This is a genomic window from Pseudomonas atagonensis (assembly GCF_011369485.1).
In the GTDB taxonomy this organism is placed as follows: Bacteria; Pseudomonadota; Gammaproteobacteria; order Pseudomonadales; family Pseudomonadaceae; genus Aquipseudomonas; species Aquipseudomonas atagonensis.
In genome coordinates this window covers 51,487-64,599 of sequence record NZ_VXCA01000017.1, presented here as the reverse complement: position 1 = coordinate 64,599, position 13,113 = coordinate 51,487, and the positions used below count along the sequence as shown (strand labels likewise).

14 protein-coding genes are annotated in these 13,113 nt (G+C 59.6%); 10 read left to right on the top strand and 4 right to left on the bottom strand.

Annotation, left to right across the window (positions count from 1 at the left end):
* Positions 1–5: 5 nt before the first annotated feature.
* From F2P67_RS12205 to F2P67_RS12195, 3 genes are read right to left on the bottom strand one after another with little or no spacing between them, the layout of a single operon-like run.
* Positions 6–953 (bottom strand): dihydrodipicolinate synthase family protein, encoded by a 948-nt coding sequence (locus F2P67_RS12205; RefSeq protein ID WP_166220653.1) that lies wholly within the window; start codon positions 951–953, stop codon positions 6–8.
* Between the two features lie 55 nt (positions 954–1,008).
* Positions 1,009–1,935, bottom strand: a complete 927-nt coding sequence (locus tag F2P67_RS12200) for a 4-hydroxyproline epimerase (RefSeq protein ID WP_166220651.1) — start codon at positions 1,933–1,935, stop codon at positions 1,009–1,011.
* 22 nt (positions 1,936–1,957) lie between these two features.
* Positions 1,958–3,583 (bottom strand): APC family permease, encoded by a 1,626-nt coding sequence (locus F2P67_RS12195; RefSeq protein ID WP_166220649.1) that lies wholly within the window; start codon positions 3,581–3,583, stop codon positions 1,958–1,960.
* A 229-nt stretch (positions 3,584–3,812) separates the two neighbouring features.
* Here F2P67_RS12195 and F2P67_RS12190 point away from each other — a divergent pair, with 229 nt between their 5' ends.
* Both F2P67_RS12190 and F2P67_RS12185 read left to right on the top strand, forming a co-directional pair.
* Complete coding sequence (locus F2P67_RS12190) at positions 3,813–4,589, top strand: AraC family transcriptional regulator (protein ID WP_178120924.1); 777 nt, start codon at positions 3,813–3,815, stop codon at positions 4,587–4,589.
* A gap of 56 nt (positions 4,590–4,645) precedes the next feature.
* Positions 4,646–4,933 carry a hypothetical protein gene (locus tag F2P67_RS12185; RefSeq protein WP_166220647.1) on the top strand — a complete coding sequence of 96 codons (288 nt, stop codon included), beginning with the start codon at positions 4,646–4,648 and terminating at the stop codon, positions 4,931–4,933.
* Between the two features lie 108 nt (positions 4,934–5,041).
* Here the strand turns inward: F2P67_RS12185 and F2P67_RS12180 are convergent, their stop codons facing one another.
* On the bottom strand, positions 5,042–6,244 hold the full coding sequence (locus tag F2P67_RS12180) for an MFS transporter (RefSeq protein ID WP_166220645.1): 1,203 nt from the start codon (positions 6,242–6,244) through the stop codon (positions 5,042–5,044).
* A 151-nt stretch (positions 6,245–6,395) separates the two neighbouring features.
* On the opposite strand from F2P67_RS12180, the gene F2P67_RS12175 reads away from it, so the two are divergent.
* The 8 genes from F2P67_RS12175 (at position 6,396) to F2P67_RS12140 (ending at position 13,040) form a co-directional block, all read left to right on the top strand.
* On the top strand, positions 6,396–6,962 hold the full coding sequence (locus F2P67_RS12175; RefSeq protein ID WP_218583279.1) for a TetR/AcrR family transcriptional regulator: 567 nt from the start codon (positions 6,396–6,398) through the stop codon (positions 6,960–6,962).
* Positions 6,963–7,503: 541 nt separating this feature from the next.
* A complete protein-coding gene (locus F2P67_RS12170; RefSeq protein ID WP_166220641.1) occupies positions 7,504–8,415 on the top strand; it encodes a dihydrodipicolinate synthase family protein in 912 nt (303 codons plus the stop codon).
* A 14-nt stretch (positions 8,416–8,429) separates the two neighbouring features.
* Complete coding sequence (locus tag F2P67_RS12165) at positions 8,430–8,810, top strand: L-rhamnose mutarotase (RefSeq protein WP_166220639.1); 381 nt, start codon at positions 8,430–8,432, stop codon at positions 8,808–8,810.
* A complete protein-coding gene (locus F2P67_RS12160; RefSeq protein WP_166220637.1) occupies positions 8,807–9,829 on the top strand; it encodes a beta/alpha barrel domain-containing protein in 1,023 nt (340 codons plus the stop codon). The genes F2P67_RS12165 and F2P67_RS12160 overlap by 4 nt, the downstream gene beginning before the upstream one ends.
* Positions 9,830–9,844: 15 nt before the next feature.
* Positions 9,845–10,585 (top strand): HAD family hydrolase, encoded by a 741-nt coding sequence (locus F2P67_RS12155; protein WP_166220635.1) that lies wholly within the window; start codon positions 9,845–9,847, stop codon positions 10,583–10,585.
* Entirely contained in the window at positions 10,582–11,277 is a 696-nt protein-coding gene (locus F2P67_RS12150; protein WP_166220633.1) for an SDR family oxidoreductase, read from the top strand. The genes F2P67_RS12155 and F2P67_RS12150 overlap by 4 nt, the downstream gene beginning before the upstream one ends.
* 27 nt (positions 11,278–11,304) lie before the next feature.
* Complete coding sequence (locus F2P67_RS12145) at positions 11,305–12,030, top strand: SDR family oxidoreductase (protein ID WP_166220631.1); 726 nt, start codon at positions 11,305–11,307, stop codon at positions 12,028–12,030.
* The gene (locus tag F2P67_RS12140; protein ID WP_166220629.1) at positions 12,027–13,040 is read left to right on the top strand and encodes a hypothetical protein; all 1,014 of its coding nucleotides are present in this window, start codon (positions 12,027–12,029) and stop codon (positions 13,038–13,040) included. Before F2P67_RS12145 ends, F2P67_RS12140 begins: the two co-directional genes overlap by 4 nt.
* The last annotated feature ends 73 nt before the right edge of the window (positions 13,041–13,113 follow it).

Genomic DNA, 13,113 nt, shown 5'->3' with positions numbered 1-13,113 from the left:
GGCGATCAGGCGAAGTTCTGCTCGGCCGACCAGTTCTCGTACCAGTGACGGAACAGCGAATACTGCTTCTCGGCATAACGACGCTGGGAATCGCTCAACGCATCGGTTTCGTTGAAGTGCAGGGTGTATTCCTTGTCGCCGTTGAGCACCATCAGATGCTTGTAATACAGCACCAGATCGCAGCCTTCATCGAACGACGACAGCACCGCCAGCGCCGACTCCAGCTCCCGCGCCTGACGCCGTGCCCTGGCGTCACCCTTGGCCGCCTGTTTGCTCAGGGCCACCAGTTGCAGCACTTCGCGGGGCAGGGCGTTGCCGATGCCGGTAATCGCGCCGGTGGCGTTGCAATTGACGAAGCCATGCACCACTTGTGTGTCGACGCCGACCATCAGGGTCACGTCGTCATCCTTGGAGGTGATGTTTTCAGCGGCATAACGCAGGTCGGCACCGCCGCCGAATTCCTTGAAACCGATCAGGTTCGGGTACTCGCGGCGCAGTTCGAAGAACAGATCGGCGCGGGTGGCGAAGCCGTAGTAAGGGCTGTTGTAGATCACGGCCGGCAAGTCGGGCGCGGCTTGCAGTATCGCCGCGAAGTGGGCCTTTTGCGCGGCAGCCGAGGCGCCACGGGACAGCACGCGCGGAATCACCATCAAACCTTGCGCGCCGACTTTGGCAGCGTGCGCTGCATGGGCAACCGCTTCGCGGGTGTTCACCGCGCCGGTGCCGACAATCGTTGGGATTCCGGCGGCGACCAGACGTGCCACGCCTTCCTGACGCTCGGCTTCGGTAAGCAGCGGCCAGTCGCCCATCGAACCGCAATAAACCACGGCGCTCATGCCGATATCGATCAGCTCGCGACCCTTGGCCACCAGGGCATCGAAGTCGGGTTTGCGCTGGGCGGTGCACGGGGTCATCAGGGCCGGCATGCAACCGGTGAAGATGTTGTCGCTCATTGTTTTAACTCCTTGGCACATCATTCAAATTGCGGTGAAAAGTCTGCGCGGTAGCTCAGATGCCCCACGCGAACGGGTCTGTTTCGTCGATCAGCAACGTGCTGTCGGCGGTCATGTAGGCGCGACCGGTGATGAAAGGACGGATGCGTTCGCCTTGCCATTCAAAACGTCCTTCGAAGGTGCTGCCGGTGATGCTCGCTTGCACCCAACGTGAGCCGGGTTGCAGCTTGTCGTCGGCGGCCAGGCAGGCGAGTTTGGCGCTGGTACCGGTGCCGCACGGGGAGCGGTCGTAGGCCTTGCCCGGGCACATGACGAAGTTGCGGCTGTCGGCCACGTCGTCGTCAGCGAACAGTTCGATGTGGTCGATGATGGCGCCGTCTTCGCCGAAAATGCCTTGCTCCTCCAGCGCCTTGAGCATCGCCCAGGTGTACGCCGTGAGGTGTTCGACGCTTTCCATGTTCAGCGTCTGACCGTGCTCGGAGACAAGGAAAAACCAGTTGCCGCCGTAGGCGATGTCGCCAAGGACGCGGCCGAATCCGGGCACGTCCACTGGCACTTGTTTGCGGTGCCGGTAGGCGGCCACGTTGCCCAAGGTCACGGTTCCGTCGTCGTGCAGCGTGGCGCTGACCGGGCCGACAGGTGTGTCGATCTTGTGCACACCCGGCGCGATGTGGCCAAGGTACTGCAACGAATTGATCAGGCCGATGGTGCCGTGGCCGCACATGCCCAGATAGCCGGCGTTGTTGAAGAAAATCACCCCGCAGGTCGCGTCTGCCGACACCGCTTCGCAATACAGCGCACCGACCAGCACATCGTTGCCGCGCGGTTCGAGCAAACAGGCGCGGCGCCATTGGTCGTGCTGATTGCGCAGTGCATCGCGTTTTTCGACCATGGTGTTGCCGGGCAGATCGGGGAAACCGCTCATCACCAGGCGGGTAGGTTCGCCGCCGGTGTGGGAATCAATGACGTGTACTCGTTTCATGAATATGTCCCGTTGGGTGATGTCAGTAGGCGCCGGCAGGGCGCGCCGTCACGGACGTGGCAGGTGAGGCGACTTCGCTTTCCTCGTCATCCTCTTCAAGACGCAGCAGATGCGCCGGTACCCCGGTCGCGGCGCCCCAGTAATAAATGCCGGTGGCGCAAGCGGCGACGACGATCGTGTCGAACGGATGGGCGAGAATGCCCAGACCACCAAAAGTGCCAAGTTTCGACAGCACGATGGTCACTGCGTAGAACGCGATCAGCCACGCTGACGAGCGAACCTGACGGCCCAGATTGAGGTGAGCGGTCGGCACGAAGCGGCCGCAGAGCAGGTACACGACAAACATCAGAATCTGCAGGCCGAGCAGCCACGACACGGTGTTCCAGCCCGACCAGTAGACGATCAGCGCGGCGATGATGAACGACACCGGCCCGAGCACGCCCATGCACTTGACCCGGAACGGACGCGGCATGTCTGGCGCGCTGCGGCGCAGGGCCGCCACCGACACCGGGGCCACGGCGTAGCTCAACACCAGCGCGGCGGAAACCACGTTGATCAGCGCTTCCCACGACGGGAACGGCAGCGTCCAGAACACCGACAGAGCGAAGGTCAGCCACAACGCCGGACGCGGGATGCCGGACTTCTCGTCGATGTGGGTGAAGACTTTGAAGAAGGTGCCGGTCTGCGCCCAGCCATAGATAACGCGCGGGGTCGCATTCATGTAGATGTTGCCGCAGCCGCTGGGCGAGATCACCGCATCGGCGACCACCAGATATGCCAGCCAGCCGACACCCAATGCCAGTGCGATGTCGCGATACGGCAGGGCAAATTCCTTGCTGATGCCGGCCCAGCCGTTGGCGAGCATTTCTGTCGGGATGCTGCCGAGAAACGCCATCTGCAGCAGCACGTAAATCAGCGTCGACAGCAGCACCGAGAGGATCAGCGCGATGGGAATGGTGCGCTGCGGATTCTTCACTTCACTGGCCACCGAGATGATCGGCGTCAGTCCCAGGTACGCGAAGATGATGCCGCCCGCCGAGACCGCCATTTCCACACCGGACAGACCGAACGGGGCAAATCCCTGCACCTGGAAGTTGGCCGGTTTGAAGAACGTGAACAGCACGCCGATCACCAGCAGCGGCACGATGAACTTGAACACGCTGACCAGGTTGTTGGCCTTGGCGAAGGTCTTCACGCTGCGGTAGTTCAGCAGGAAGAACACGCACAACAGACCGAATTGCACCATCCAGCCGAGGATCGTCGGATCACCGCTGCCCGCCTTGGTCAGACCGGGAAACCACGCCGCTGCGTATTGGCGCGAAGCAACCACTTCGATTGCCACCAGACTGGAAAATGCGATCAGGGTGATGAAGCCCATCAGATAGCCGAGCAGCGGCCCGTGGGAGTAAACCGGGTAACGCACCACGCCGCCGGCACGTGGCAGTGCCGCACCCAGTTCGCAGTAGACGATGCCCAGCAACAACACGGCGAAGCCGCCCAGCAACCAGGAAAAAATCCCCGCCGGCCCGGCAATCGCGGACACGTGACTGGCCGCGAACAACCAGCCGGAACCGAAGATGGCCCCGAGCCCGATAAATGTGAGGTCGATCAGTGAAAGCTGTTTTTTGAACTTGCCTTGGCCTGACATGGCATCGCCTTCTTGTGAGTTATTGGATAGGCAGTTGTGGTGTCACCGAGGCCAGACTTTGAACTCATCACGATGGCGGCGATTGATGTTTTGCCGCGAGAACAATGACGAAATCAGCACAGTTACGCAGAAGAAACGCGGCTCTCGACAGCCTTTGATTGATGCTGCAATCTGCACGCGAACGCCACCCGGCAGGCACGTGGCCTGACCATCAGCAAGGGAGAGAACCTTGATCCAGAGCGCGTTTTCGATGCTGTCTCAAGGTGTTGAAGGTCTTCGTCCGCAGACCCTTGAACAGTTGGTGGCAGGCGCGGCGTTGCTGTTGCCGATGCTCGACGTGATCCCCAATGCGGCGATTTTCATCAAGGATCTGCAGGCCCGTTACGTGCTCGCCAACCGCACGCTGGTGCAACGCTGTGGCCTGAAAGACTTGCGTCCGTTGCTCGGTAAGACCAGTGCGCAGGTGTTCCCGGCGCAATTGGGCCCCGGCTACACCGAGCAGGATCGCAAAGTGCTGGAGGAGGGGTTTGTGCTGGAAGATCAGCTCGAACTGCACCTGTACGGCAGTCGCGAACCGGGCTGGTGCCTGACGCACAAGCAGCCGCTGTACAACCGTGACGGCGCGATCATCGGCCTGGCCGGCATTTCGGTGGACCTGCAATCAGCCAGTGAAACCCATCCGGCCTTTCAGCGGCTGGCGACGGTCGATGAGCACATTCGCGCGCACTTCAATCGCCGGGTCACGCTGGGTGAATTGACGCGCATCGCCGGCATTTCCGTGGCGCAACTGGAGCGCTACTGCAAGCGCGTGTTCCACCTGACGCCACGGCAGATGATCCAGAAAGTGCGGCTGGAACACGCCCACCGTCTGCTGCACAGCGATTTGCCGATCACCGAGGTTGCCCTGCAATGTGGCTACACCGACCACAGCGCCTTCACACGTCAGTTCAAAGCCTCGACCGGGTTTACGCCACGCCAGTATCGGCAGGCGACGGGCAGCGAGTGAGGGTGATTCATGGCGGCTAGACTCATCGCCACACCCTTTGCATCGGGAGCCACGCGATGATCGGAACACTGCAACGCCGAGACTCGCGGTGGCTTCTGCCCATGCTCATCGTTTTCAGCCTGACGCTGAACGCAGGCTGCTCGAACAAAAAACACTACCCGCCCTCGGGCGTCGGCGACAGTTGCTACGCCAAAGCGCTGCCGACGGTCGGCGAGGGCGGTCTGGCGTGGGGATCGAGCCTGAACATGGCCCGGCAAAAATCCATGGCCAATTGCATGCGTTATGCCGGACGTTCCGGTGGGACGCCGAACACCTGTCAGGTGGTTCTGGCCAAGTGCAAATAGAGTGCGAAACAGCAAATGCATCGGTAACCGACTGGTTGACGAGTGCCTGAGATTTACACGTCAGATGGCTATAAGATGACGCTGTGCACCACCAGTGACTTCACTTTTTCATGCCGGTTGTGCCGCCGTGATCACATCTGGCTTCAAGCGTCGATGGCCGTAAAGGGCAATGCCAAGCACCGTCATGCCTGCCACCAGCGCAATCACGGCTCCCTGACGCGCACCCAGTTCATCCACCACCTGGCCTGTCGCCGCGGCACCCAAGGCGACACCGACACCCAGTCCGGAAATCAGCCAGGTCAGTGCTTCGGTCAGCCGTTCTGGCGCGACCATCTGTTCGGCCAGCGTCATCGCCACGATCAGGGTCGGGGCGAAAAATATGCCCGCCACCAGCACTGCCAGCGTCAAGCCGAGTACATTGCTCGCCAGCAACAACGGTAAGGTAGTCACGGCAGTCGCCACACCGCAGCAGAGAAACAGACGTGCCAACGGCACTTGCAGTTTCATTGCACCGAATGCCAGGCCGGCGACACAGGAACCCAAGGCATACGCCGACAACACAATGCTCGCGGCGACCGGTTGGCCTTGAGATTGGGCAAATGCCACGGCGACCACGTCGATCGTGCCGACGATCATGCCCATCGCCACCATCAACAACGCGAGAATGCGAATACCGCTCAGGCGAATCATTGACAACTGTCGTGCGCCGGACAGCGCTTGTACCGGAGGTTCGGTGCTTCGCTGGAGGACGAAGGCGTACACGCCGATGGCCAGCAACAAAGCTGTCACCAACGGGCCAGCCTGGGGAAATAACGCCACACTGAGGCCAACCGCCAACGGGGGGCCGACGATAAAGGTGACTTCGTCCAGTACCGATTCCAGTGCATAAGCGGTGTTGAGTTTTGGTGTGCCGCGGTAGATCAGTGTCCAGCGTGCCCGTGACATTGCGGACATGCTGGGCATGAAACCCGACATCACGGCACCGATAAACAGGCTCCAGTCCGGCAATTGCCAGTAGGCGCAGGTCGGCAGAGCAACCAGCCCGGCGCAACTGACGGCAGCGGCGCCGGGAAGTACCTTGCGTTGGCCAAAACGGTCTACCATCCGCGAGATTTGTGGTGCCAGCACGGCGAGTGTCAGGGCAAAGGTCGCCGCCACGGCGCCGGCCAGCGCGTAGTTGTCGCGCATCATCGCCAGCATGGTGATGATGCCGATACCGGCCATGGCCAGTGGAAAGCGGGCAATCAGACCGGCCAGAGCAAAACCGTGAGTGCCGGGGCGGGTGAACAGTTCACCGTACGGATTAACCATCTGCGCTCGCTCTCCTGAGCTGATTACTTGCCTGCCATTGCGTGAGCGTCGAAAATGCATACGCCGCGTATGCGAAGGGAATTTATTGACGTACGCCGCGTATGTCAAATCATTTGAGGAGTGCTCCGTGGTTCGTCGAAACCGTGCCGAGATGGTCGAAGATACCCGCGCCAGATTGCTTTGCGCAGGCCGTGAGGCCTTTACGCGCCTGGGCTACGCTCAGGCTTCGATGGATGATTTCACGGCCGGAGCGGGCTTGACCCGAGGCGCGCTCTATCACCATTTCGGTGACAAAAAGGGGCTGCTGGCAGCGGTGGTCGAACAAATTGATGCCGAGATGGAGGCACGCCTGTCGGCAATTTCCGATGCGAGACCGGATGAGTGGGAGGGGTTTTGGGGTCGCTGCCGCGCTTTTCTGGAAATGGCCCAGGAAAAAGATATCCAGCGCATCGTATTGCAGGAAGCCCCTGCGGTACTCGGCGCGGTTTCGGTCGAGGAGCAGCAGCACTGCATCGCTTCGATGCGAGACATTCTGCAACATCTGCAGGTCGTGGGCGTGGTGCGGGCGATCGATGCAGAAGCGCTGGCGCGATTGGTCTACGGGGCGCTGACCGAAGCATCGCTGTGGATTGCACGTTCGGACGATGGCGCTGAACGTCTGACCCAATCGCTGCAAACCCTAGAGCTGATGCTGATGGGAGTCCGGGTTGATCCTTAGTGTTGAAGATCGAGTGCCGTCCGAACGTTCAGGGTGACCGCCGGATTCACGCTACGGTCATTGCCAAGCCTTCCTGCCATGCCGCTATTCAAGCGGCATTTTTTTTTCGAAAAGTACTGGAAGCGTTACTGTCGACGAAGTAGTAACGCGCGCGGACATTATTTGGCGAATAACAAAAACAAATTTAGTTACATGTTAGAAATAAGTTGAAATATTTGTTTTCAGGCAGGATTTATATTCTGTGCTTAGAGGTACTGAAATAATTTGAAATAACTACATATTGGACAAGTGATCGCTCTCGCCAGTAACTTCGCCGCGGCTTCCAAGTTCGCTAAGTTGCATAAAAAATGTGGGAATAAGGACATCGCTGTCGAAGATTTATTAATTGTTCATGTACCGGTTAGTTAAACTAACTGCTTCGTTATTCGGACGATTTTTGTATGGCGAATGCCGATACTCGGTCTGTTTTTTTAAAGGTCGAGATGACAATTTAGTTGCGCTATTAGTCTTTGATGTCGAACTTTGATAAGGAATATCAGGCATGACGAAAGCTCCCATCCAAGGTGTCCTCCCGGTCGCCATTCTCCCTTACAACACTGACCTTTCTCTGGATACTTCAGCCTTGCGTCTGCAGATCGAGCACATCTTGCACACGGGCTGCGACGGCGTGGTCATCGGGCAGATTTCCGAGGTGTCGCGCCTGACTGCCAGCGAGCGTTTTCGACTCGCGGAATTGATCGCCGAGCAAACCGGCGACAAGGGCCTGGCGATCATGAGTACGGGTGGCGAAAGCATTGCTCAGGCGGTGGAATACTCCAGACAGGCTGAGCAGGCCGGTTGCGACGCGCTGTTGGTCATGCACCCGTCGATGTGGGCGCTCGATGACGAGCAGATGTATGTGTATTTCGCCAATGTGATCGAAAGCGTGCGGATCCCGGTGCTGGTACATCACGCCAAATCCTTGGCCAAACGCCCGATGTCGATCGCGGTACAAGCGCGTTTGCTTGAGGCATTCGGGCCACAGAAGGTGCAGTTCAAGCCTGAATCCGCACCGACGGCGCCAAAGGTGTCGCTATTGCGTGATGCCACTGGGGGCCAGGCACGGATCTTCGAAGGTGACGGCGGCATGATGCTGGTCGACACCTATCAGCGAGGTCTGGCCGGGGTGATTCCAGCCACGGAGATTGCCGAGATAACGGTAGCGCTGTGGAATGCCTTGAAAGCTGGCGATGAAAAACTCGCTCGCGCGATTGGCTACCCGTTGTCTTATTTGATGTGTCACATGATGGCGAGCATTGACTGTTACTTGCAGTTGTCGAAACACCTGCTTAAACGCCGTCGACTGATGAGCAATACATTGATCCGCCCGCCGGTGGATTTCAGCATGGACCCGGAAACTCTTCGCGAAGTCGAAAAGGTCTATGACCAACTACTTGAATTCGTCACCCAGTAATAAGGAAGTTACTCATGAAGCGTTTTGGTTTTTCCATTGAACTGACCAGTCAAGAAGCCGTGGAGTTGTATAAGCAGTTACATCGCCAAGTACCAGAGCAAATTGCTGGCGACCACGGAGTTCTGCGAGAAATCGGTCTTCAACGTATGTCGATTTATCTGTTGCCACCGAGAACATTGTTCATGCAGGTAGAAGCCCACGAGCATTTTGACCCGCTGCGCGACTTCAGCCATGCCTTGTCTTTCCATCCGGCGGTGCAGGCTTGGGATGACCAGATGCACGGTGAGCAGAATCCGCTGTTGAAGCGCATCGCCGGCAACCACACTGAGTTGAACTGGTGGCGCCTGGAGCAGGTGTACGACTGGACCGTCGAAAAGGCAGGCAAGCAAAAATGACCGATCGGAGACAGTCATTCGCGTTAATGGATTGCACCTTCCGTGATGGTGGGTTCCAGACCGATTGGCGGTTTTCCGATGCCATGGCTCGGCAGTACTTCGGTACTTGCCAGGCCACTGGCGTGGACATCGTCGAACTCGGCTATCTGAATCTCGATCCCGCTGGCGCTACTTCATGCAAAGGCTCTTACAAGGCGCTGCCGGAGTCGCTGACCGAGCAGCAACGCGCGTTGGTCAATCCCGGTTCGATGAAGGTGACGGTCATGATCGATGCCGGACAGATCGTCGCACAAGCGCCCGAGACAGCTGCGCAATTGATTCTGGCTGCCATCGAACGAGCACCGTTTCGCATCGATATTCTGCGCATCGCGGCCAAGAGCAATGAGGTCGACGCCAGCCTGGCGCTGGCCCGCGCACTGAGTGGCAATGGTTTGCAGGTGATGCTCAACCTGATGCAAATCGGTGAGCTGCCGAGCAATGAGCTGGCGCGGATCGTTCGTGGTCTGGACGGTGAACCGCTCGCAGCGCTGTATTTCGCCGACAGTTTCGGGCGCATGGTGCCCGAGCAGGTTCATCGGCTGTTCCACCAGACGACAGAGATGACGGCGCTGCCACTGGGCTTTCACGCTCACGACAATTATGGGTTGGCTGTGGCCAACACCCATGCAGCGTTGGGGGCAGGGGCGCGATTTGCCGATGGCACCTTTTCCGGGATCGGCCGGGGCGCGGGCAACGCACCAACCGAAACCCTGGCGCTGCTCAAAGGTGAAAGCCCTGCGCAGGCGTCGTGCGAGCGCTTTCTGGCCGAGCATATCGAGCCGTTACGTCAGGTGGCGAACTGGGGGTATTCGCCGACCTATCGTTGCCAGGCCCGACACAACGTCCACCCGACCTATGCCCAGAAACTGTTTGAAGGCGCGCCACTGACCGGCCTTCAGCGCAACGACATTATCGGCAGGATTGCCGGGCATGGCGGATCGCACAAGTTCGACATGAGCATTCTCAACCAATACATGTGAGCACAGGACACGCTTATGACCAGGTTCAAGCTTGGCGATGTCATGGCGGGCAAGAAGCTGGTGTTCTTCGATTGCGACGGCGTATTGCTCGACTCCAACAGCGTGAAGCTGGCGGCTGTCGATCATGCGCTGGCGCATTACCCGCAGGCACTGCGCGACCATTGCAAGGAAAGCTTCAGGCTCAATTTCGGGCGGCCACGGCATTGGCACTTTGAAGCTTTCGAGCAACTGATCGCGCCCTGCGGGCCGGACGCCAGAGACTTCGTCGTTAACAGCATTGCCCGTTACGAACACTACCTGCGCAGGCACTACTGCGCTTCGCCAGTGGTCAACGGTGCGCCGCAGTTGCTGGCCTTGTTACAAGCGCAGGGATTGCTCTGCTTTGTGGTGAGTGGCGGCAAGGAAGAGGAGATCACCGAAGCGCTGGGCATCAATGGCATCGATCGTTACATGGCGCGGATTATCGGTTCGCCGACGGCGAAGGTCGCCGCCATCAATGCCTTGCTTCAACAGCATGATTGCGCGCCAGCCCAGGCAGTGTTTCTGGGGGACGCGGTGGCTGACGCCGAGGCGGCCATCGCGTGCAAGGTGCCATTCATTTTTGTCAGCGGTCATGCGCTGGTTGATCGTTCTACGCTTAGCGCCAAATGGCCTGCCAATTATTGTGCTGTCGAGGTGCCTGATTTGCTGCCGGACAACCCGGTCGTACATTTCGGTACGGCCTGTCAGATCGTCAAGGAGGATTACTCAGTATGAACACCAGGAAGTCGCTCAGGATCGCCATTACAGGTGTCAGTCGCGGGTTAGGCAAAGCCCTGAGTCAGGCACTGGCAGCACGCGGTCATCAGATCTACGGATGTCAGCTGGCAGTGGATGCGGAGTCAGGCGCGCAAGCCAATCCTTTGTTGTTCAACGCCTCGGTCACCGAGCCTGGCGAGATGCTGGAGTTCGCGCAGGCGGTGAGTCGCGACGGCGCGATGGACATTGTTGTCTGCAACGCTGGCGTCATCACTGCCCGCAAGCCAGCGTGGGAAATCGCTGTGGAGGATTGGCAGCGAGTGATGCAGGTCAACGTGCTCGGTGTGGTCAACACTCTGCATGCCTTCATGCCGGCGATGCTCGATCGCCGTCAGGGACTGTTTATTGCGATCAGCTCGGGCTGGGGGCGATCGGCGTCTTGGGGCCTGGCGCCATACTGTGCCAGCAAGTTCGCGGTTGAGGGGCTGATCGGCTCGCTCATTGCCGACTTGCCGGATGGGGTTGGAGCCGTGGCCCTCGACCCGGGCAACGGGGTCAACACCGAGATGCTTTCAATCTGTCTGCCGGATGAGCATGAGCAATACATCTCGCCAGCCATTTGGGCAGAACATGCTGCCGACTACATCGTCGATCAGCTGTATCGGCAGAACATTTCCGGTAGCTGCACGGTGCCGCATCCAGGTCTCTGACGGCTCGCTACTTAAAGGTGGTTAATCATGTTGAACAAGAAACGTGTTGTTGTGACCGGTGGCGGCCGTGATTTCGGTCAAGCGGTCTCGGTCTGGCTGGCGCGCGAGGGTGCCCATGTCGACCTCTGTGCGCGCCAGCTTTGCAGCGCGCAAGCCACGTGCGAAATCATCCAGAGCGAAGGCGGATCGGCCCGGGCTTACCAATGCGATATTGCCGACGCCGCCTCGGTGCGGGCATTCGCCGAACGTCTGCAGGAAGACGCGCAGCCCATTGATATTCTTGTGCTCAGTGCAGCGCAATGGCTGGAAGGGATGCTGGGTGAAGCGGACAGCGACGAGGACATCACCTCGACCATCAACTCCGGTCTGACCGGTTCGATCATGCTGACTCGGGCACTGCTGCCGAGTCTGCGCCGTTCAACGGCTGCCGACATCATGGCCATGGTGTCGGTCTGTGGCGTGCCGCAGTTCACTGACTCCATTGCCCATCCTGCGTTTTTTGCGGCCAAGCATGGTCTGAGTGGTTTCTGCCAGAACCTGGGTCACCACCTGGCCAGTGAGCAGATCCGTGTCACCGGTTTTTATCCGCCGGACTTTGAAGTGACGGGTCTGGATGCTGCGATCGATCCGCACAGCAAACTGCTCAACGGCCGATCCATCTGGGAAACCATGCGTTTCGTGCTGACCCAGCCTCGCAGCTGTCACATCGACGCCGTGCATTTTCGCGGCCCGACCCGCGAGAGCCTGCAATGATCAGCCCGATCACGGCGCGGCGTGTTCCGCCGACGCGTTATCGCTTGTCTTGCGATGACGAGGAGCTGCGCCAAGTGATGCCCGCCAACATCGCCGCCGGTTTCTTTGCGCCCGACTGCCAACCGGCGGTGTTCTATGACAAGTGCGTGCAACATCTGGCGATCAAGCGCTTCGCCTCTGAGCTGGCGTTCGAGGGGCAACAGTTGGCGTCACTTGACCAACTGCCGCCCGACGATGGCCGCGGTTGGGTGGTGCGTCCGGCGCGCTCGCCGCGCTCGCGCGGCTCGGCCGTGTTGCTGTGGGGGGAGGGCGTCAGTGCCAGCGAGGCCGCCGAATTGCTGCGCGAGTCGCCCGGACCGTTCCTGATTCATGTGCACGAAAGCGGTTATCCGGTGTTCATCAATGGCGTATTCGATGCCGGTCAGTTCACCGTCAGTGATGCCTGGCGCTGCCACACGCAAGACTTGCAGGGGCGCCGGCACCTCACGGCCGTGACCAGTCTGAACGTAGCTGCATTACCTGTCGGGCTGATACCGCGCCTGGCAGCGGTTGCGGCTGAATTGGGAATGTTGCAAGGGCCTTTGCATGCCGAACTGGTGATCACCGCCGCCGGCGGCGCGCGACTGGTCAAGTTGTCGCCGCGCCTGGCGAGCACACCGTTGCCGCAGCTGTGCCGGCTAGGTGGCTGGCCGAGCCAGCAGGACTGTTGGCAGCAGCCGGATGATCCGGGCAGGCGCCTGACACCGGCAACCGCAGTGGCCGATTACTCTTTCCTGATTACCCGTCAGGGCCGGATCAAGGCGTTGCGCTTCGACCGTGAAGTTCGTGCATTGGCAAGCTTCAGCCACTACTTCGCCGAGCCGGCGCTCGGTCAGGACGTGGCCGTCACCACGGACGGAACGACTTACGGTTGTACGATTTTTTTGCGCAACCCTGATCCGCTTGCGCTGGACGAGGACATCGCCAGGTTGCAGGCACTCAACCACCACGATGCCTTTGAGTTCGCGTAACCCTTAGTCATACCGGTACCACCCATTTTAAAACCGCCCAGGGGCCGTCGCCGTGCGATGACCTGCCTGCGGC